The 18,574-nt window shown below is 71.6% G+C and carries 17 protein-coding genes; 12 read left to right on the top strand and 5 right to left on the bottom strand.

What is annotated here, in order from left to right; translation table 11 throughout:
• Positions 1-253 precede the first annotated feature (253 nt).
• Positions 254-2,017, top strand: a complete 1,764-nt coding sequence (locus tag ACFVYR_RS33580; RefSeq protein ID WP_384261536.1) for an Ig-like domain repeat protein — start codon at positions 254-256, stop codon at positions 2,015-2,017.
• A gap of 97 nt (positions 2,018-2,114) precedes the next feature.
• Here the strand turns inward: ACFVYR_RS33580 and ACFVYR_RS33575 are convergent, their stop codons facing one another.
• Both ACFVYR_RS33575 and ACFVYR_RS33570 read right to left on the bottom strand, forming a co-directional pair.
• Positions 2,115-2,525, bottom strand: a complete 411-nt coding sequence (locus tag ACFVYR_RS33575; RefSeq protein ID WP_384261538.1) for a hypothetical protein — start codon at positions 2,523-2,525, stop codon at positions 2,115-2,117.
• Between the two features lie 81 nt (positions 2,526-2,606).
• Positions 2,607-3,818, bottom strand: coding sequence for a pyridoxal phosphate-dependent aminotransferase (locus ACFVYR_RS33570; protein ID WP_384261540.1), 1,212 nt, complete (start codon positions 3,816-3,818; stop codon positions 2,607-2,609).
• 223 nt (positions 3,819-4,041) lie between these two features.
• Between ACFVYR_RS33570 and ACFVYR_RS33565 the strand changes: the two genes are divergently transcribed.
• The 5 genes from ACFVYR_RS33565 (at position 4,042) to ACFVYR_RS33545 (ending at position 7,897) form a co-directional block, all read left to right on the top strand.
• Positions 4,042-4,905, top strand: coding sequence for a trypsin-like serine peptidase (locus ACFVYR_RS33565; protein WP_384261543.1), 864 nt, complete (start codon positions 4,042-4,044; stop codon positions 4,903-4,905).
• A gap of 184 nt (positions 4,906-5,089) precedes the next feature.
• Positions 5,090-5,368, top strand: coding sequence for a MerR family transcriptional regulator (locus tag ACFVYR_RS33560; protein ID WP_384261648.1), 279 nt, complete (start codon positions 5,090-5,092; stop codon positions 5,366-5,368).
• Positions 5,369-5,685: 317 nt separating this feature from the next.
• Positions 5,686-5,889 (top strand): cold-shock protein, encoded by a 204-nt coding sequence (locus ACFVYR_RS33555; RefSeq protein ID WP_030788646.1) that lies wholly within the window; start codon positions 5,686-5,688, stop codon positions 5,887-5,889.
• A 235-nt stretch (positions 5,890-6,124) separates the two neighbouring features.
• Complete coding sequence (locus tag ACFVYR_RS33550) at positions 6,125-7,534, top strand: DEAD/DEAH box helicase (RefSeq protein ID WP_384261545.1); 1,410 nt, start codon at positions 6,125-6,127, stop codon at positions 7,532-7,534.
• 75 nt (positions 7,535-7,609) lie between these two features.
• The gene (locus ACFVYR_RS33545; protein ID WP_384261548.1) at positions 7,610-7,897 is read left to right on the top strand and encodes an SCO5918 family protein; all 288 of its coding nucleotides are present in this window, start codon (positions 7,610-7,612) and stop codon (positions 7,895-7,897) included.
• 75 nt (positions 7,898-7,972) lie between these two features.
• Here ACFVYR_RS33545 and ACFVYR_RS33540 read toward each other — a convergent pair whose 3' ends face one another.
• Positions 7,973-8,524 carry a hypothetical protein gene (locus ACFVYR_RS33540; protein WP_384261550.1) on the bottom strand — a complete coding sequence of 184 codons (552 nt, stop codon included), beginning with the start codon at positions 8,522-8,524 and terminating at the stop codon, positions 7,973-7,975.
• Positions 8,525-8,635: 111 nt separating this feature from the next.
• Here ACFVYR_RS33540 and ACFVYR_RS33535 point away from each other — a divergent pair, with 111 nt between their 5' ends.
• Positions 8,636-10,078, top strand: coding sequence for a cellulase family glycosylhydrolase (locus tag ACFVYR_RS33535; protein ID WP_384261552.1), 1,443 nt, complete (start codon positions 8,636-8,638; stop codon positions 10,076-10,078).
• A gap of 99 nt (positions 10,079-10,177) precedes the next feature.
• Positions 10,178-11,050, top strand: coding sequence for a serine protease (locus ACFVYR_RS33530; RefSeq protein WP_384261555.1), 873 nt, complete (start codon positions 10,178-10,180; stop codon positions 11,048-11,050).
• Between the two features lie 117 nt (positions 11,051-11,167).
• Here the strand turns inward: ACFVYR_RS33530 and ACFVYR_RS33525 are convergent, their stop codons facing one another.
• Positions 11,168-12,778: an amidohydrolase family protein gene (locus tag ACFVYR_RS33525; RefSeq protein WP_384261557.1), complete on the bottom strand. Its 1,611-nt coding sequence runs from the start codon at positions 12,776-12,778 to the stop codon at positions 11,168-11,170.
• 324 nt (positions 12,779-13,102) lie between these two features.
• The gene (locus tag ACFVYR_RS33520) at positions 13,103-14,422 is read right to left on the bottom strand and encodes an amino acid deaminase (protein ID WP_384261651.1); all 1,320 of its coding nucleotides are present in this window, start codon (positions 14,420-14,422) and stop codon (positions 13,103-13,105) included.
• A gap of 220 nt (positions 14,423-14,642) precedes the next feature.
• Here ACFVYR_RS33520 and ACFVYR_RS33515 point away from each other — a divergent pair, with 220 nt between their 5' ends.
• The 4 genes from ACFVYR_RS33515 to ACFVYR_RS33500 all read left to right on the top strand — a co-directional run bounded on the left by ACFVYR_RS33515 (position 14,643) and on the right by ACFVYR_RS33500 (position 18,444).
• The gene (locus tag ACFVYR_RS33515) at positions 14,643-15,644 is read left to right on the top strand and encodes a sugar kinase (protein ID WP_384261654.1); all 1,002 of its coding nucleotides are present in this window, start codon (positions 14,643-14,645) and stop codon (positions 15,642-15,644) included.
• Positions 15,641-16,417, top strand: coding sequence for an IclR family transcriptional regulator (locus ACFVYR_RS33510; RefSeq protein ID WP_384261559.1), 777 nt, complete (start codon positions 15,641-15,643; stop codon positions 16,415-16,417). The genes ACFVYR_RS33515 and ACFVYR_RS33510 overlap by 4 nt, the downstream gene beginning before the upstream one ends.
• 7 nt (positions 16,418-16,424) lie before the next feature.
• Entirely contained in the window at positions 16,425-16,835 is a 411-nt protein-coding gene (locus ACFVYR_RS33505) for a RidA family protein (RefSeq protein WP_055570127.1), read from the top strand.
• 118 nt (positions 16,836-16,953) lie between these two features.
• Positions 16,954-18,444: a GntP family permease gene (locus ACFVYR_RS33500; protein WP_384261563.1), complete on the top strand. Its 1,491-nt coding sequence runs from the start codon at positions 16,954-16,956 to the stop codon at positions 18,442-18,444.
• Positions 18,445-18,574 lie beyond the last annotated feature (130 nt).

Here is an 18,574-nt window from a genome sequence, read left to right as displayed (position 1 = left end):
AAACGCTCGGCTGGTAAACCCCAGCCGAGCGCCTCGCTAAGCTCCTGGCAACAGCCAGTTGATCACCGTGTTGCGACGACCCCTTGAATTCGCCACGGCGTGCGGGGCCCGCCCGCGTATACGCGCAGGGCCCGCCCGCGTACATATGCACCCTGTGCACCTTGCCTTCACATGCCCCCCACATGTTTCATAGGCCCCACACGGGGGCCCGCCGCACGGCGCGGGCCGTCAAGAGAGCCTGCGGGGGGACGAGTTGAAGAAGAACCAGAAGGCCCAGAAGCACCAGCGCTTAAGACGGGTGACGGGCGCCGCACTCGCGGTGTCGCTCGGCTCGGCGGGACTGGTCGCCCTCGGGGCGCCCGCCGCGTCCGCCGCGACACCGTCCGACGAGGTGGCGAAGCTGCCCATCGCGTCGTTCGGGGCGATGGTGGTCGACGACGCGCACGAGCGCGTCTACGTCACCGACGGGAACAAGAGCGACACCGGCGCGAGCGCGGTCCGGGTCTACAACTTCCAGGGCCAGCGCGTCGGTTCGCTCGCCACCGACCAGCCCGCTTCCGGCATGGCGCTCAGTGCGGACGGCGCGACCCTGCACGTGTCGCAGTCCAACCGCATCCTGACGTTCGACACCGCGACGCAGGCCAGGACCGGCGCCGCGAGCACGCCCTACGACGTCACCTGTGGCCGTGAGCTGGCCGTCGCGGGCGGCAGGACGTGGTTCACGGAGACGCCGTACTCCGGTTCCTCCTACTGCGACCGGCCCGACAACCTCGCCCTGCTCTACGGGGTCGGCGGCACGTCCTCGGTCAGCACCGGCTGGAGCAGCCAGGGGCGGCTGCGGCTCGCGGCCGGGCCCGGGGCGCCCGACCGGCTCGTGGTGGGGCAGGCGGGCGCGGGCGCCACGGCCGACCCGTTCGTCACCACGTTCGACGCGAGTGGCGAGACCCTGGTCCGGGGCCCCTCGCGGCGGTTCGCCGACGCGCAGGGCAAGGGCGCGCTCGACCTGAAGGACATCGCCCAGAGCGCCGACGGCAAGCGGATAGCCGTGGCGGACGCCGCGTACGGCACCCGGCTGCTCGACGCCGGTGACCTCTCCGACGCCCCGGTCGGCTACCAGCCGCTGCCCGCGGGCGCCAAGGCGTCGGCGGTGGCCTTCAGCGGCGACGGAAAGTACGTGGCACGGGGCGCGGTCGCCGCCGGCAGCACGGCGGACCTGCTGATCCAGTCCGCCGACCCGAAGGACGGCGGCACGCCGACGGAGTTCGCCTTCGAGAGCGAACTCGACGGGACACGGGTCGTGCCGCAGGGGCTCGAATGGGCCAAGGACGGCTCGCGGCTCTTCGCGGTGACCTCGGACGGCGGCAGCGGCCACTGGCTGCACATCATCAAGCCGCCCGCCGCGCAGTACGACTCCCGCTTCACCGGCGCGCTCACCACGACGCCCGCGAAGCCCGTCGTCGGCGAACCGCTCGGCATCCGCGGCCGCCTCGAACTGGACGGACCCGCGCCCGCGGAGCCCGTACGGGTCGCCGCCGTCCGCAAGGACGCCGACGGCACGCAGGAGGTGGCGACAGCCAAGGTCGCGGCCGACGGCAGCTTCACCGTGCCCGACGTGCCGGACCGGCTGGGCGAGGCGACGTACACGCTGCGCTTCCTCGGCGACGTGACGCACCGGCCCGCCGAGGACGTCACGGTCACGGTGGACGTGGGCAAGGCGCCGACGGCGATCGAGCTGAGCGCGCCCGCCGATGCGACCCGCGCGGGTGGCGTCGAGATCACCGGCAGGCTCACCGGGCAGGGGCGCGCGCTGCCGGCCGGGATCGAGCTGAAGGTGACGCGCACCGACAGGCTCGGCGCGACGGGCGAGCTCACGGCGGCGCGGGTCGCGGCCGACGGCACCTTCAAGGTCAAGGACCTGCCCGGCAAGAAGGGCCGGACGGTGTACGCGGTGAGCTACGAGGGCGACGCCCTGCACGAGGGCTCGACCGCGTCGGCCACGGTGAAGATCACCGGCTGAGAAGCACCGAAGAGCACCGACGGCGGCGCCCACCCCCAGTGACGTCGCCGTTGGTGGCGCCCGGTCCGCGGCCTCCTCGGCCGCGGACCGGGGCCGTTCAGGAGGCGCCGACCAGGCGCGCGGCGTCCGCGTGGGCGTCCATGCGCTCCGCGGCGAGGATCGCCGCCGCGGTGTCGGCGCGGGAGGCCGCGACGACCAGGGCGCGGCCCGCGAGGGCGTGCGCGCGCTGGTGCAGGGCGGACACATGGGGTTCGTGGATGGCGGCCGCCACGGAGGACCGCGGCGGGCGCGCGCCACCGCGCAGCCGGGCCACCTGGTACGCCAACTGCTCGGCGGCGCCGTCCAGTTCCGCGGACGGGGCGAGCGCGCGCAGCTCGTCGGTGACGGCGAGGAGCGCCGCGAGGTGCCCGGCGAGCTGGATGTCCAGCTCCTCCTCGCGGGAGCGGTGCGGGTAGCCGGCGTCGTCGGCCACCGTGTGGACCGACTTGGTGCGGATCGGCTCGTACATGGGATGGCCTCCAGACGGTTGCTTGAAAGCCATCCTAGCTTAGATTCTGTCTAAAGTTGAGTCCGGACCAATAGCGGGTCGTCACGGCTGGCCGTAGCCGTCGAGGAAGTTCCCGATGCGCGTGACCGCCTCCGCGAGATCGGTCGCCGTCGGCAGCGTCACGACACGGAAGTGATCGGGTTCCGGCCAGTTGAAGCCCGTGCCGTGCACGACCATGATCTTCTCGGCGCGCAGCAGGTCGAGGACCATCTGCCGGTCGTCCTTGATCTTGAAGACCTTCGGATCGAGCCGCGGGAAGAGGTAGAGCGACCCCTTCGGCTTCACGCAGCTCACGCCGGGGATCTGGGTCAGCAGGTCGTACGCGGTGTCGCGCTGCTCGATGAGCCGTCCGCCCGGCAGCACCAGGTCGTTGATCGTCTGCCGCCCGCCGAGCGCCGCGACGACACCGTGCTGGCCCGGCATGTTCGCGCAGAGGCGCATGTTGGCGAGGATCGTCAGGCCCTCGATGTACGAGGAGGCGTGCGCCTTCGGACCCGAGATCGCCATCCAGCCGACGCGGTAGCCCGCCACCCGGTACGCCTTCGACATGCCGTTGAAGGTGAGGGTGAGCAGGTCGGGGGCGATGGCGGCGGTCGGCGTGTGCGTCACGCCGTCGTAGAGGATCTTGTCGTAGATCTCGTCCGAGCAGACCAGGAGGTTGTGGCGGCGCGCGATGTCGGTCAGGCCGCGCAGCATCTCGTCGCTGTAGACGGCGCCGGTCGGGTTGTTCGGGTTGATGATCACGAGCGCCTTGGTGCGGTCGGTGACCTTGCGCTCGATGTCGGCGAGGTCCGGCATCCAGTCGGCCTGCTCGTCGCAGCGGTAGTGCACGGCGGTGCCGCCGGAGAGCGAGACCGCGGCCGTCCACAGCGGGTAGTCAGGGGCCGGTACGAGGACCTCGTCGCCGTCGTCGAGCAGGCCCTGCATGGCCATCACGATGAGCTCGGAGACGCCGTTGCCGATGAAGACGTGCTCGACGTCGGTCTCGATGCCCAGGGTCTGGTTGTGCATGACGACCGCGCGGCGGGCGGCGAGGAGGCCCTTCGCGTCGCCGTAGCCGTGCGCGGTGCCGACGTTGCGCAGGACGTCCTCGAGGATCTCGGGCGGGCACTCGAAGCCGAAGGCGGCGGGGTTGCCGGTGTTGAGCTTGAGGATGCGGTGACCGGCCGATTCCAGCCGCGTCGCCTCCTCGAGCACCGGGCCCCGGATCTCGTAACAGACGTTGGAGAGCTTCGTCGACTGGATGACCTGCATGTCCGCGAGCTTACGGCCGGGTCGGACGGGCCGCCCCGTGTTTTCGGACACAAGAGGGGCGCAGGGGGCGCAGGGGGCGAGGGGGGGCGCCGGGGGAGGGGATGTTCTGTCAGCGGTCGGTTGTGTCCGTTTGTGGTCTTGTCCCGGCGGCCGGGGACCCCAACAATGCGCATGACAAAACCGTGAGAACTTCGGTCACACAGTCATCAGAGGGGACCCCCACATGAAGAAGCCTCTCGTCGGTGCGTGCACCGCCGCCCTGCTCCTCGGGGCGGCGGCGGTACCCGCGTCGGCAGTCGGTCACGAAGGGCCGGCGAAGCCGCAGGCCAAGGTCAAGGCCGTCAACTTCGCGGGGACGGTGGCGCTCAGCAACTGCTCCGGCTCCGTGGTCCGCGTGCCCGACTCCAAGCCCGGCGACCCCGCGCTCGTCCTGTCCAACGGCCACTGCCTGGAGAGCGGCTTCCCGGCGCCCGGCCAGGTCGTCCTCAACAAGCCGTCGTCCCGCAGCTTCACCCTGCTCAACGCCTCCGGCGGCAACGCGGGGACGGTCCGGGCGAGCAAGGTGGCGTACGGCACGATGACGGACACCGACGTGTCGCTCTACCAGCTGACCAGCACCTACAGCGACATCGAGAGCAGGTACGGGATCAAGGCGCTGGAGCTGAACGCGGCGCGGCCCCAGCAGGGGCGGGCGATCACCGTCGCGTCCGGCTACTGGAAGAAGCTGTACAAGTGCAGCATCGACGGCTTCGCGTACCGCCTGAAGGAGGGGAACTGGACCTGGAAGGACTCGGTCCGCTACACCCCCGCCTGCCAGACGATCGGCGGTACCTCGGGCTCCCCGGTGATCGACGACGCGACCGGCAAGGTCGTCGCCGTCAACAACACCGGCAACGAGGACGGCGAGCGGTGCACGGACAACAACCCGTGCGAGGTCGACGAGAACGGCAAGGTCACCGTCCGCAAGGGCATCAACTACGCGCAGGAGACCTACTGGATCGTGCCGTGCGTCGGCGCGGGCAGCAAGATCGACCTGAGCCGCGCGGGCTGTGGGCTGCCCAAGCCGGCCGGGATGAAGCAGCCGTAGCGGTACGCAGCCCTTCGGGCCCCGGCCGGGACCGCACCCCTGGTGCCCCCGGCCGGGCGTCCGCCCCGGCCGATATCTGCCCCGGCCGAAGCAGACATGCGCATACACCGTTGGTAGCGTTCCCCCGGTGACCTCCTCGCACGGCCCCGAGCGGCTCGATGACGACGACTACCCCGCCTACACCATGGGCCGGGCCGCCGAGCTGATCGGCGCCACGCCGGCCTTCCTCCGCGCGGTCGGCGAAGCCCGGCTGATCACCCCGCTGCGCTCCGAGGGTGGCCACCGCCGCTACTCCCGCTATCAGCTGCGCATCGCCGCACGTGCCAGGGAACTCGTGGACCAGGGCACACCGGTCGACGCGGCCTGCCGCATCGTGATCCTGGAGGACCAGCTCGACGAGGCGCTCCGCCTCAACGAGGAGCTGCGCCGCGACCCCGGCACGGACGGCACGGCGACGCCCTGAGGCAGCCGGGCGCGAAACGCTGCGCCCTCTGCCTCCGTATATCTGTGACGGCAAAAGCAGGATTTCGGGTGGTGCGAGCGGCGGGGTATTCGCGGGTCGACGACGCGATATGGAAAAACGCGCGCCGACGGCGAGGGCGTGCTACTGTCGATTTCAGTTGCAGTTGTGGTTCCCAGAGACTCCAAGTGCTCCGGTCGGCGTTAGGTGCCGTCAGGGGCACTTTGTATTGCCGGTCATTTCCGGACGGGGTAATCATCGCGGCGACGCGGAGTCCGCACAGTGCGGGCTCCCGGGCACTGCCCCGAAGGAGATATGACATGGCTACTGGCACCGTGAAGTGGTTCAACGCTGAAAAGGGCTTCGGCTTCATCGAGCAGGAGGGCGGCGGCGCCGACGTCTTCGCTCACTACTCGAACATCGCCACCCAGGGCTTCCGTGAGCTGCAGGAGGGCCAGAAGGTGACCTTCGACGTCACGCAGGGCCAGAAGGGCCCGCAGGCCGAGAACATCGTTCCCGCCTGACGCTGACGCTCACGCGTACTTCGTAGCTGGGGCCCGCACCTTGGGTGCGGGCCCCAGCTCGTTGCGTTTCCAGGGAAGGCGTTCCACGTTTCCCTGATTTTCACCGGACGGATTCGGAATACTTTCGCGTCCACCGGGAATATGTTTCATTTTCCCCGGCCGTTCCTGCGATTCTCGGCACCGGTCGGTGCCGGTCAGAATTCCTCGATACGCGCCGCATCGAGGAAGGTTCTCCTTGAACCGTTCAACGCGCACGAACAGCCGACGTCCCAGGAGCACGGGCCGCCGCCCCGCCGCGCTCCAGGGAGAGTTCGCACTGCCGGTCACCGTCACCCCGGCCCTCCCGCCCGTCGAGGACTTCGCGGCGCTCGGGCTGCCGGACGGGGTCGTGAAGACCCTCACCGGGCTCGGCGTCACCGCCCCCTTCCCGATCCAGGCGGCCACGCTGCCCAACTCCCTCGCGGGCCGCGACGTGCTCGGCCGGGGACGCACCGGATCCGGCAAGACCCTCGCCTTCGGCCTCGCGGTGCTCGCCCGCACCGCCGGACAGCGCGCCGACCCGCGCCGCCCGCTCGCACTGATCCTCGTCCCCACCCGCGAGCTCGCCCAGCAGGTGACGGACGCGCTCACCCCGTACGCCAGGTCGCTGCGGCTGCGTATGGCCACCGTGGTCGGCGGCATGTCGATCGGACGGCAGGCCGGCGCCCTGCGCACCGGCGCCGAAGTCGTCGTCGCGACACCGGGACGGCTCAAGGACCTCATCGAGCGCCGCGACTGCCACCTGGACCAGGTCGCCGTCACCGTGCTCGACGAGGCCGACCAGATGGCCGACATGGGCTTCCTTCCCCAGGTCACCGAGTTGCTCGACCAGGTGCGGCCCGGCGGGCAGCGGATGCTGTTCTCGGCCACCCTGGACCGCAACGTCGACCTCCTGGTCCGCCGCTACCTCAGCGACCCCGTCGTCCACTCGGTCGACCCCTCGGCCGGCGCGGTCACGACGATGGAGCACCACGTGCTGCACGTCCACGGCGCCGACAAGTACGCCGCCACCACCGAGATCGCCGCCCGCGACGGCCGGGTGATCCTTTTCCTGGACACCAAGCACGCGGTCGACCGGCTCACCACGCACCTGCTGAGCAGCGGCGTGCGCGCGGCGGCCCTGCACGGCGGCAAGTCCCAGCCGCAGCGCACCCGGACGCTCGCCCAGTTCAAGTCCGGGCAGGTCACGGCGCTCGTCGCCACGAACGTCGCGGCGCGCGGCATCCACGTCGACGACCTCGACCTCGTCGTCAACGTGGACCCGCCCGCCGACCACAAGGACTACCTGCACCGCGGCGGCCGCACCGCGCGGGCCGGCGGTTCCGGCAGCGTCGTCACCCTGGTCACGTCCGCGCAGCGACGCGACATGAACCGGCTGATGATCGCCGCGGGCATCCGGCCGCACACCGCGCAGGTCCGCTCGGGCGAGGCCGAGTTGACGCGTATCACCGGTGCGAAGGCGCCCTCGGGCATCCCGGTCACCATCCCGGCGCCGCCGAAGGACGACTCCCGTCGCGGCGGCTCCTCCGCCCGGGGCCGCCGTCCGCGCGACGGCCGCGCGCGCCGCGCCTACGCCGCCCGCTCGCGGAGCGACAACGCGGCCTGACGCAGGCTCCGAGCCGGGCCCGGCGGGCTTCCCGCCCCGGCGTCCGTCCACCGACCCTCTTCCCTGTGAGGCACCATGCGCTGTGTCATCGCCCGCTTCCCCTTCGACCTGTTCAAGAGTGACGTCGAGCAGGTCATGAAGGGCGTCAAGCCCGAACCCGTCACGGGCGAGTCCGTGATCGTCGGCCGCAGCACCTACCCGGTCAAGCAGGTCGGCGAGCTGATCACGCGCCAGGACCGCCGTGACTTCTCGGCGCGCGAGGTGACCAGGGCGCTGACCGGCCTCGGCTTTACCTGCCGCACCGCTCCCGCGCCGGTGGCGCCCGAGCCCGCCCCGGCGCCCTGGCCGACCTCCGTCGTCTAGGACGACCGTCTAGTACAGCTGGTACGACCGCCTAGTACGGCTGGTACGACTGTCTCCCACGGCTGGTACGACCGTCTAGTACGCGTCGGGGGCCCGCGGCGCCGCGCGGGGCGGTCGTCCCGCCGCGAGCGCCGAGGCCCCCGGCAGCCAGCCGAGGGCCAGCCCCCACAGCGCGCCGGACAGCGCGCCGGTCAGCGGCAGGAGCAGCCAGCCCCAGGGCCCCGCCTCGACCATCCGGGCCGCGACCAGGCCGCGCCACACGCCCGCGAGGGCCGCGCCCGCGACCAGCGCCGTCCAGCCCGCGAGCAGGCGGCGGCCCGTCCCCGCGCCAGGGCGCAGGCGCAGATGGCGGCGCATCCGCGCGGCGGCCGTGGCGATCAGGAGCAGCGCAGCGAAGTCCTCGCAGAGCTGCCAGGACCAGTCCGTCGCGCCCAGCGGCGTCATCCGCAGCCCCGGCAGCGCGAACGGCACGCCGAGCGCGCTCGGCACGACCGAGAGACCCGCCCGCGCCGTGAACGCGGTCAGCAGCGTCGCGCTGCCGTGTGCCAGGACGAGCAGCAGGCAGACGCCGGCAACCACGGCCGTGACATCCGTCCGGGCCCGCAACGCGTCGAACGTCGTCCGCATGGCGCGCCACTGTAGGCCGCCCCGGCCGCCGTGGAACAGAGGTGCGGAAGAATAAAGTGAACAAGGCTCAGGTCTGTCGCGCGACGGGTCCCGCGATCTACCATCCCGGCCATGAAGTCCCCTGCGGCGTGGCGCACTTGGGCGGTGGGCGCCGTCGCGCTCGCCGTCGCCGCCGCGCTGCTGGTCGCCGTCGGACCGGAGGGCGCGGGCGCCGCGCGCGCCGACACCGCGAGCGGCCACCGGTGGATCACCGACCGGCAGGGGCGCGCGCTGGTGCTGCGTGGCCTGTCCACGGCGAGCAGCGCCAAGCAGGCGGACGACGGCATGCCGTGGATCGAGGAGAAGGACGTCGCGCGCGAACGGCGCGATCTTGGCACGAATTTCGTCCGCTTCCTCCTCCAGTGGCGCAAGGTGGAGCCCGCGCCGGGGACGTACGACAGGACGTATCTGAAGCGGGTCGCCGAGCGCGTCCGCTGGTACGGCGAGCGGGGCTACCACGTGCTGCTCGACATGCACCAGGACCTGTACGGCCCGGCGGTAGGCGGCAACGGCGCCCCCGGGTGGGCCACGGAGACCGACGGTCTCACGTCCGCCGCCACCGACCCCTGGGAACTCGGCTACGCCGAACCCGGGACCGTCCGCGCCTTCGACCGTTTCTGGGGGACGGTCGAAGGCGGCGGACGTGACCTGCGAAAACACTACGTCGGCGCCCTGCGCGCGGTGGCCGGGCACTTCGCCGACAACGACGCCGTCATCGGCTACGACCTGATGAACGAGCCGTGGGGCGGCAGCGTGCAGGGGCCCGCGTTCGAGTCGGGGCCGCTCGCCCGTCTCTACCAGGACGGCATCGACGCGATCCGCACCGTCGACCGCGACCACTGGCTCTTCGTCGAGCCGTCCGCCATCGGCGCCAACTGGGGCTTCGCGTCCGGGCTCCCGCGCCTGGACGACCCGCGCGGCGACGGCGACAGGGCCCGCATCGCCTACGCGCCGCACCTCTACCCCCTCCCCATGGATCTCGGCGGCGGCTACACCGGGTCGGCCAGAGGGCAGGTCGACAGGTCCCTGGAGGCCTGGCGCGCGCAGACGGAGAAGACCGCGCGGCGGCTCGGAGCGCCCGTGATCATCGGAGAGTTCGGGCTCGACGTGGGGCTGCCGGGCGCCATGGAGTACGTCGAGAAGGTGCAGCGCATGGCCGACGGGATGGGCGCGGGCATCGCGTACTGGTCCAACGACCCCGGCAGCTGGGCGCCGTGGGACTCCGACATGAAGCCGACCGCGCTGCTGCCCGTGCTCGACCGGCCCTACCCGCGGGCCGTCGCGGGGGACCCGGTCGCCTACCGGTGGGACGCGGAGGCCAAGACGCTGACGGTGAGCTGGCGGGGCGTGGCGGGCGTGCGGGGCGGCACGGAGGTCCACCTGCCCGCGCGGCTCTTCCCCCGGGGAGGGCGGGTGCTGGGCGGCTCCCAGCGCTCCTGGAACCCCAAGTCCCGCATCCTCACACTCACTTCGGGGCCCGGCACGCACGCTGTCCGCATCACACCACATGGGTGAAAGGGAAGAGTTCCCACCCCTTGTCCGGCCGCACAGCGCCCCCCAAGAATGCCCCTGACATACGTATGACTGGTGTACATCGCAAGGGGGGCTCCACTGATGGGACGACAGACGAGCAAAGCGGTGACGGGCGGGCTGCTCGCCCTCGCCCTGGCGGGCGCGGGCGCGGTACCCGCGTTCGCGGGGCACGGACAGCCGGCCCGGCAGGGGCAGGCCAAGACCAAGAAGGTCGACTTCGCGGGAACGGTGGCGCTCAGCAACTGTTCCGGCTCCGTCGTGCGCACGCCCCGGTCCAAACCGGGTGACCCGGCGCTCGTCCTCACCAACGGCCACTGCATAGAGTCCGGGTTCCCGGCGGCCGGCGAGGTCATCGTGGACCAGCCGTCCACCCGCACCTTCAAGCTCCTCGACGCGAAGGCGCACGACGTCGCCACGCTCAAGGCGTCCAAAGTGTCGTACGCGACGATGACGGACACCGACATCACGCTCTACCAACTCACCAGCAGCTACCGCGACATCACCAGGAAGTACAAGATCAAGCCGCTGGAGCTGGAGGACGACCACCCGGTGAAGGGGCGGGCGATCACCGTCGTCTCCGGCTACTGGAAGAAGACCTACAGCTGCAACATCGACGGCTTCGTCCACCGCATCAAGGAGGGTGAGTGGACCTGGAAGGACTCCGTCCGCTACACCCCCGCCTGCCAGACCATAGGCGGCACCTCGGGCTCGCCGGTCATCGACCACAAGACCGGCAAGGTCACCGCGGTCAACAACACCGGCAACGAGGACGGCGAGCGCTGCACGCTCAACAACCCCTGTGAGATCGACCGCAAGGGCAGGGTGACCGTGCGCAAGGGCATCAACTACGCGCAGGAGACGTACGGGATCGTGCCGTGCGTCGGCAAGGCGAGCAAGATCGACCTCGGCCGCAAGGGATGCAGGCTGCCGCGCCCTGCCGCTGCTCAGAGGTAGGACGCGGGTTCGCTCCTCACGGCGTACGTGGCCCCCGCCCCCGTCCCCGCCCTCGGCACCGGCGGGGACGGGGGCGGGGGCAGGGACGGGCGGCCCTCCTGGCCCGGAGAGCCGGGGTCAGGGAGTGCGGCGGACCGCGCGTCCCGCGAGGACGTCCGTGCGCCGGCCGTCCCGCATGACGAAGCGGCCGTCGATCAGGACGTGCGGCACGCCGACGGGCAGGGTGCGCGGCGCCTCGAACGTCGACCCCGCCGCGACCGTCTCCGGGTCGAAGAGGACCAGGTCGGCGCGGTAGCCCTCGCGGACGACGCCCCGGTCGGGCAGGCGCAGGCGGGCGGCGGGCCGTGAGGTGAGGTGTGCGACGGTCTCCTCCAGGGACATGACGCCGAGCTCCCGTGCGTAGCGCCCGAGGTACTGCGGGAACGTCCCATACGCGCGCGGGTGCGGCTTGTAGCCCTGGAGGATGCCGTCGCTGCCGCCGGTGTGCACCCGGTGCCGCATGATCGCCTGGACGTTCTCCTCGTGGCCGACGTGCTGGAGGATCGTCGAACCGAGGTTGTCGTTGATCAGGAGACGGCGGGCGGTGATCCACGGCTCCTCGCCCCGCTGGGCCGCCGACTCGGCGATCGTCTTGCCGACGCAGGAGGCGAGCCCGGGATCGCTGACGCCGGACACCTCGATCGTGTCCCACTCGATGGGCACGCCGTGACAGCCGTCGGCGCCGATGACCTCCATGTGGTGCCGGATCTCCGCGGCGCTCGCGTCGTCCTCGAGACGGGCGAGGATGGCATCGGGCCCGCCCTCGCTCGCCCAGCTCGGCAGCATCGCGACGAGCGTCGTGCAGCCGGGGGTGTAGGGGTACGTGTCCAGGGTGATGTCGGCGCCGCTCGCGAGCGCGTCGTCGAGCAGGGCCAGCAGGTCCGGCGCCTTGCCCTTGTTCACGCCGAAGTTCATGGTGGCGTGCGCGAGGTGCAGGGGGCAGTTCGCGGTCCGGGTGAGGTTCACCATCTCCTCGTACGCCTGGAGGGCGCCGGCGCCGTAGCTGCGGTGATGGGGGCAGTAGTAGCCGTTGTGGGCCGCCACGACCCGGCAGAGCTCGGTGAGTTCGGAGTCGTCGGCGTACATGCCCGGCGTGTACGTGAGCCCCGACGACATGCCGACGGCGCCCTCTTCCATACCCTCGGCGACGAGCTGCTTCATGCGGTCCAGCTCGGCCGGGGTCGCCGGGCGGTCGTCCCAGCCCAGCGCGTGCATGCGGACGGTGCCCTGCGGGATGAGGTAGGCGGCGTTCACCGCGATGCCGTGGCCGCCGTGGGCGGTGTCGAGGGCGTCGAGGTAGCCGCCGACCGTGCGCCAGCTGAAGTCGATGTCGCTGCCGTCGCCGTTCCACCCGGTGATGGCCTGGCGGACCTGGGCGAGCGTGCGGTCGTCGACGGGGGCGTAGGACAGTCCGTCCTGGCCGATGACCTCCAGGGTGACGCCCTGGGCCGCCTTCGCGGTGTGCTCCGGGTCGCGGAGCAGGGCGAGGTCGCTGTGGGCGTGCATGTCGATGAAACCGGGCGCCAGCGCCAGGCCCTCGGCGTCGAGGGTGGCCTGCCCCGTGAGGCGGGGCCCCGCGTCCTCTTTGCGGATCTCCGCGATCCTGCCCTCGTGTACGCCGACGTCGGCGCGGTAGGAGGCACCTCCGGTGCCATCCATGACGCGGGCGTCCCGGATCACCAGGTCCATGTCGCCTCTTTCCTTGTGCGCTTCTTCGGCTGCGGGTGGTGGGGGTGGGGGCGGGCCGCCGTTGGCGGGGGCAGGCCCCTACGTGGCTATGCGTCGCGGGGCAAACGGGTGGGCGGGTGGGATACATCCGCCGCGGAGCGGCGGTTCAGGCCCCTACGCCCGCCGCGCGTCGCGGGGCAAACGGGTGGGCGGGTGGGATACATCCGCCGCGGAGCGGCGGGACAGTCCAGCCCCCCACCCACAGGAAGTGGACCGGAGCCGCCCCCCCCGGAGACCGCACCCGCCGCGCAGCGGCGGACCAGAACACCCCCCAAGACCCCCAGGTCAGAAAAACGTTCGGACGTAGTCCGTGACCGTCCCGTCCTCCTCCACCAAAGGAATCAGCTGCCACTTGTCGAACACCGTGCAAGGGTGTGAAAGCCCCATCCCGACCCAGTCGCCCACGGCGAGATCCGCCTCCGGCGAGGTCACGAGCCACCCGTGCTGGTCGGAGAGCCCGGTGACCGAGACCCCGGTCGCGGCCCGCTCCACACCGTCCCGCCGGACGACCTGCGCCTCGGGCAGATCCAGGTCGTACGCCGCGTCCCGCTTGCCCGCGTTGATGAACGCCTGCTCGGCGGAGGGCCGCGACACCACCTGGGCCCAGAGCCGGAACGCGGGCTCAAGGGCGCCCTCGTCCGGGACCCGGTTGAACGGCGTCAGATGCTTGTAGTGGCCGTCGTCGTGCGAGACGTACGCACCCGAGCGCAGCAACCTGCAAAGGGGCCGCGAGAGTTCGGGGATCTCCGCGAAGACCGACGCGACCGCGTCGAACCACGCGCTGCCCCCCGCGCTGACCACGACCTCCGGCAGATCGGTGAAGAGCCCCGCCGCGTCGAACTCGACGAGCAGCGCGACGAGCCGCCGCAGCCACGCCGTGACGCTCTCGTTCGACGCGTCCGGCACCTCGCCCTCGTACCCGGCGACACCCACGAGCCGCAGCGTGTCCGCGCCCGCGATGGCGCCCGCGATCTCGAAGCACTCCGCCTCGGTCCGCACACCGGTCCGCGCGCCGTCGCCCGCCGCCAGCTCCACCACGACATCCACCGGGCGGCTCGCGCCCGCCTCGCTGAGCGCGGCGTGCATCAGCTCGACGCCGCGTACGGAGTCCACGTAGCAGATGAAGCGGAAGGAGGGGTCCGCGTCGAGCTCGCCCGCCAGCCATCGCAGCGCCGCCGCGTCGACGAGCTCGTTGGCGAGGAAGATCCGCGAGACGCCGAACTCCCGTGCCACGCGCACCTGGTGGGGCACGGCGAGGGTGATGCCCCACGCCCCGCGCTCCAGCTGGCGGGCGAAGAGCTGCGGGGCCATCGACGTCTTGCCGTGCGGCGCGAAGGCCAGGCCGTGCCGCTCGGCGTACGTCTCCATGAGGGCGAGGTTGTGCTCCAGGCGCTCGGCGGAGAGCGCGAGGACCGGGGTGGTGAAGCCGCCCGTGAAGAGGTTGCGCCGCTGCGCCGCGAGTTCGCCCACCGTCAGCCCTTCGGCGTCCGGCGGCAGGCCCTTGAAGCGGTGGTCGAGCCGCTCGTCGGCGAGAGCGGCGAGCCGCCCGGCCGCGGGCGTGGCCTGCGGACCGGCGGGACGTTCGACGGCGTTGTCGGCGGCCATGGGCGCCTCCTCCAGGAGTGCATTCATGAGGGGATTCATGAGGTGTTGCAGCATGTGCAACAGTCATTGCGTATGCCGCTTACTGCTGTCTAACATCCGAGCCAACGCCGGGTCAACGGATCCGGAGAGTCGGTTGAGGGGCTGGAAGATCGTGACCGCACAGGCAGCCGCACCGACGGCCGCACCGGCAGTGGTGGACGTCGTGGCACTCGGCGAGTCCATGGTCACCTTCCTGCCCGCGCGGCCCGGCCGCCTCGCCGACGTGCCCTCCTTCGACCGCGGCATCGGCGGCGCCGAGTCCAACGTCGCCTGCGCCTTGGCCGCCGCGGGACACACCACCCGCTGGGTCAGCCGCGTCGGCGCCGACGGCTTCGGCGACCACCTGGTCGAGACGATCGGCGGCTACGGAGTCGACACCTCCGCCGTCGGCCGCGACCCGCACCGGCCCACCGGCATCTACTTCCGCACCGCAGACGACCGTGACACCGACGCCCACGAGGTCGTCTACTACCGGGCGGGCTCCGCCGCCTCCGCCATGGCGCCAGGGTCCGTCGACGAGGACGCCCTCACCGCAGGACGCGTCCTGCACCTGTCGGGCATCACGCCCGCCCTCTCCGCCGACTGCCTCGCCCTCGTACGCCACCTCTGCGCCCGGCGCCCGGAGCGCGGCCCGCTCGTCTCCTTCGACGTCAACCACCGCCCCGGGCTGTGGAAGGACACCGGCGACGGCCCCGGCGTCCTCCTCGACCTCGCCCGCGGCGCCGACCTCGTCTTCGTCGGCGAGGACGAGGCCGCGGCCGCCTGGGACGTGACCGGCGGACCCGCCGCCGTCCGAGCCGCCCTGCCCGAGCCCGCCACCCTCGTCGTCAAGCAGGGCAGCCGCGGCGCCACCGTCTTCCGGCACGGCGAGGACCCCGTCTTCCGGGCCGCCCTGCACGTGGACGTCGTCGCACCCGTCGGCGCGGGCGACGCCTTCGCCGCCGGTTTCCTCTCCGCCACCCTGCGCGGCCTGCCCGCCGACCGGTGCCTGCGCCACGGCCACCTCATGGCCGCCGCCGCGCTCACCGTCCCCGGCGACCTCGCCACACCCCCCGACCGCACCCACGCCGACCGCCTCGCCGACCTGGACGACGCCGCCTGGGGGACACTTCGTCTCGGCCCCGGCTGGACGGATCGCGCCCCGTCGGACACCGCGGTCGAGGAGGAGGTACGTACCCCATGAGTCAGACCGTCGACCGCGCCCTTTCGATCCTGCCGCTGCTCGCCGAGGGCCCCGCCGACCTGGGCCAGGTCGCCGACCGGCTCGGCGTGCACAAGTCCACGGCGCTCAGGCTGCTGCGCACCCTCCACGAACACGGCCTGGTCTTCCGCCAGTCCGACCAGCGCTACCGTCTCGGCGCGCGCCTCTTCGCCCTCGCCCAGCAGGCCGTCGAGAGCCTCGACGTGCGCGAGATCGCCCACCCCCACCTCCTCGCCCTCAACGAGAAGTGCGGCCACACGGTCCACCTCGCCGTCTACGAGGAGCAGGAAGTCCTCTACATCGACAAGGTCGAGAGCCGCTACCCGGTGCGGATGTACTCCCGTATCGGCAAGCCGGTGGCGATCACCGTCGCCGCCGTCGCCAAGCTGCTGCTCTCCGACTTCCCGGAGGCCGAGCGCCGCGCCATCGCGGAGAAGCTCGACTACCCCACCTACACGTCCCGTTCGACACCCAACGCCGCCGCGTTCCTGCGGGAGTTGGAGAAGGTGCGCGAACAGGGCTGGGCCACCGACCTCGGTGGCCACGAGGAGTCCATCAACTGCATCGGGGCCCCCATCCGCGGTGCGGACGGGCGCGTCGTCGCGGCCATGTCGGTCTCGGCGCCGAACGTCGTCGTGACCGCCGAGGAACTCCTCACCCTGCTCCCGCTGGTCCGCCGCACGGCGGACGCCATCAGCAGGGAGTACTCCGGCGCCGCGCCGGAGGCCAAGACCGCCCCACTCAAGGAAGCCTGATCAGCCCATGACCGAGAAGACCGCGCTCACCCCGGCCACCCACACCACCCCGCCCGCGAAGTTCTCCCACGGCGTGAAGAAGGGCAACATCCTTCAGGTCGCAGGACAGGTCGGCTTCCTCCCCGCCGAGGAGGGCAAGGCCCCCACCCCCGCGGGCCCGACCCTGCGCGAGCAGACCCTGCAGACCTTCGCCAACGTCAAGGCGATCCTCGAAGAGGGCGGCGCCACCTGGGACGACGTGATGATGATGCGCGTCTACCTCACGGACGTGGACCACTTCGCCGAGATGAACGAGATCTACAACGCGTACTTCGAGGAGCAGGGCCTCAAGGCCCCCGCCTCGGCCCGCACCACCGTCTACGTCGGCCTCCCGGCGGGTCTCCTCATCGAGATCGACGCGCTCGCCGTCCTCGGCTGACCCACATCCACTTCTCCACGCAAGCCGTACGTCGTCACGGCACGGCGCCCGCATCCCGCCGGGCGCCGTGCCGCGATCCCCCCTGCTCCGAAAGCCCCATGCACTTACGAGGTCAAAGATGTCCCCGTCCCACACCGCCGTGCTCGCGGCCGCCCCCGCCGCAGAACCGCCACCGCACACCGGTGGCATCCTCACCCTGATCGACGGCACCGCAGGCCTCCTGACGGTCGCCGCGCTCGGCATCGTGCTTCTGCTCTTCCTGATCATCAAGGTCAGGCTGCAGCCCTTCGTGGCGCTGCTCGCGGTCTCCATAGCCGTCGGTCTCTCGGCCGGGCTCTCCGTCACCGAACTCTTCGGCACCGTCCAGAGGTCCGACGCCGTCTCGGTCATCGAGACCGGCATGGGCGGCATCCTCGGCCACGTGGCGATCATCATCGGCCTCGGCACGATGCTCGGCGCGATCCTGGAGGTCTCCGGCGGCGCCGAGGTCCTCGCCTCCCGCCTGCTCGGCCTCTTCGGCGAGAAGCGCGCGCCGCTGGCCATGGGCCTGACGGGCCTGATCTTCGGTGTCCCCGTCTTCTTCGACGTCGGCATCTTCGTCCTCGCGCCGATCGTGTACGCCGCCGCCAAGCGCAGCGGCAAGTCGATCCTGCTCTACTGCCTGCCCCTGCTCGCGGGCCTCTCCATGACCCACGCGTTCCTGCCCCCGCACCCGGGCCCGGTGGCCGCCGCGGGACTGCTCCACGTGGACCTCGGCTGGGTCATCCTGATGGGCATCGTCTGCGGCATCCCCGCGGTGCTCGCCGCCTGGGCGTTCTCCGCGTGGGTCGGCAAGCGCATCTTCGTGCCGGTGCCGCAGGACATGGTCGAGGCCGCCGAGGAGGCCAAGGCCGCGGTCGTCGCCGAGCAGCGGGCGGCGGGCGTGGCCCCGCAGGAGAAGCCGGTGCCGCTGGGCATCGTCTTCACGATCATCGGCACGCCGCTGGTCCTGATCCTCCTGGCGACGTTCTCCTCGATCGCCTTCGACCCCTCGACGTTCCGCAGCGTCATCGAGTTCTTCGGCAGCCCGTTCGTCGCCCTGACCATCGCCCTGCTGATGGCGTACTACCTGCTCGGCATCCGGCGCGGCTGGTCCCGCAAGTCCCTGGAGACCGTCTCGACCGCGTCCCTCAAGCCGGTCGGCAACATCCTCCTGGTCGTCGGCGCCGGCGGGATCTTCGGCGCGGTCCTCAAGGCGAGCGGCGTGGCCGGCGCCATCTCGGACACCTTCCAGGACGTCGGCCTGCCGATCATCGTCCTCGCGTACCTGCTCTCCCTGATCCTGCGCGTCGCCCAGGGCTCGGCGACGGTCGCGATCGTCACGACGGCGGGCATCGTCGCCCCGCTCCTCTCCGAGGGCGACTACTCCCAGGCGTTCACCGCCCTGGTCATCATGGCGATCTCGGCGGGCTCCATCTTCGCCTCGCACGTCAACGACGGCGGCTTCTGGATGGTCGCGAAGTACTTCGGCATCAGCGAGCGGGACACGCTGAGGACGTGGACCGTCCTTGAGTCGGTCCTGTCCGTGGCAGGGTTCGCGGTCGCCGCTCTGCTAAGCCTGTTCGTCTAGGGCCTGTCTTTCGGATCTGTCCGGGGTCGCGGGGTCTGGCACGCACATCTGCGGCGTTGTCGTCGGTTGCCAACGCTCCGCGTTGCCGCCCTCCTCCGCCTTGCAGCTGCACGCACCAGACCCCGCTCAA

Origin of the sequence: Streptomyces sp. NPDC058284 (genome assembly GCF_042881135.1) — a bacterium.
Classification (GTDB): Bacteria; Actinomycetota; Actinomycetes; order Streptomycetales; family Streptomycetaceae; genus Streptomyces.
This window is presented reverse-complemented; position numbering and strand designations above follow the sequence as displayed.

Excerpts from the sequence above, each read along its gene's own strand:
- ACFVYR_RS33530 (WP_384261555.1), top strand. The coding sequence starts at position 10,178 with ATGGGACGACAGACGAGCAAAGCGGTGACGGGCGGGCTGCTCGCCCTC.
- ACFVYR_RS33575 (WP_384261538.1), bottom strand. The coding sequence starts at position 2,525 with ATGTACGAGCCGATCCGCACCAAGTCGGTCCACACGGTGGCCGACGAC.
- ACFVYR_RS33505 (WP_055570127.1), top strand. The coding sequence starts at position 16,425 with ATGACCGAGAAGACCGCGCTCACCCCGGCCACCCACACCACCCCGCCC.
- ACFVYR_RS33525 (WP_384261557.1), bottom strand. The coding sequence starts at position 12,778 with ATGGACCTGGTGATCCGGGACGCCCGCGTCATGGATGGCACCGGAGGT.
- ACFVYR_RS33545 (WP_384261548.1), top strand. The coding sequence starts at position 7,610 with ATGCGCTGTGTCATCGCCCGCTTCCCCTTCGACCTGTTCAAGAGTGAC.
- ACFVYR_RS33540 (WP_384261550.1), bottom strand. The coding sequence starts at position 8,524 with ATGCGGACGACGTTCGACGCGTTGCGGGCCCGGACGGATGTCACGGCC.
- ACFVYR_RS33515 (WP_384261654.1), top strand. The coding sequence starts at position 14,643 with ATGGTCACCTTCCTGCCCGCGCGGCCCGGCCGCCTCGCCGACGTGCCC.
- ACFVYR_RS33500 (WP_384261563.1), top strand. The coding sequence starts at position 16,954 with ATGTCCCCGTCCCACACCGCCGTGCTCGCGGCCGCCCCCGCCGCAGAA.
- ACFVYR_RS33510 (WP_384261559.1), top strand. The coding sequence starts at position 15,641 with ATGAGTCAGACCGTCGACCGCGCCCTTTCGATCCTGCCGCTGCTCGCC.
- ACFVYR_RS33555 (WP_030788646.1), top strand. The coding sequence starts at position 5,686 with ATGGCTACTGGCACCGTGAAGTGGTTCAACGCTGAAAAGGGCTTCGGC.
- ACFVYR_RS33570 (WP_384261540.1), bottom strand. The coding sequence starts at position 3,818 with ATGCAGGTCATCCAGTCGACGAAGCTCTCCAACGTCTGTTACGAGATC.
- ACFVYR_RS33560 (WP_384261648.1), top strand. The coding sequence starts at position 5,090 with ATGGGCCGGGCCGCCGAGCTGATCGGCGCCACGCCGGCCTTCCTCCGC.
- ACFVYR_RS33520 (WP_384261651.1), bottom strand. The coding sequence starts at position 14,422 with ATGGCCGCCGACAACGCCGTCGAACGTCCCGCCGGTCCGCAGGCCACG.
- ACFVYR_RS33535 (WP_384261552.1), top strand. The coding sequence starts at position 8,636 with ATGAAGTCCCCTGCGGCGTGGCGCACTTGGGCGGTGGGCGCCGTCGCG.
- ACFVYR_RS33565 (WP_384261543.1), top strand. The coding sequence starts at position 4,042 with ATGAAGAAGCCTCTCGTCGGTGCGTGCACCGCCGCCCTGCTCCTCGGG.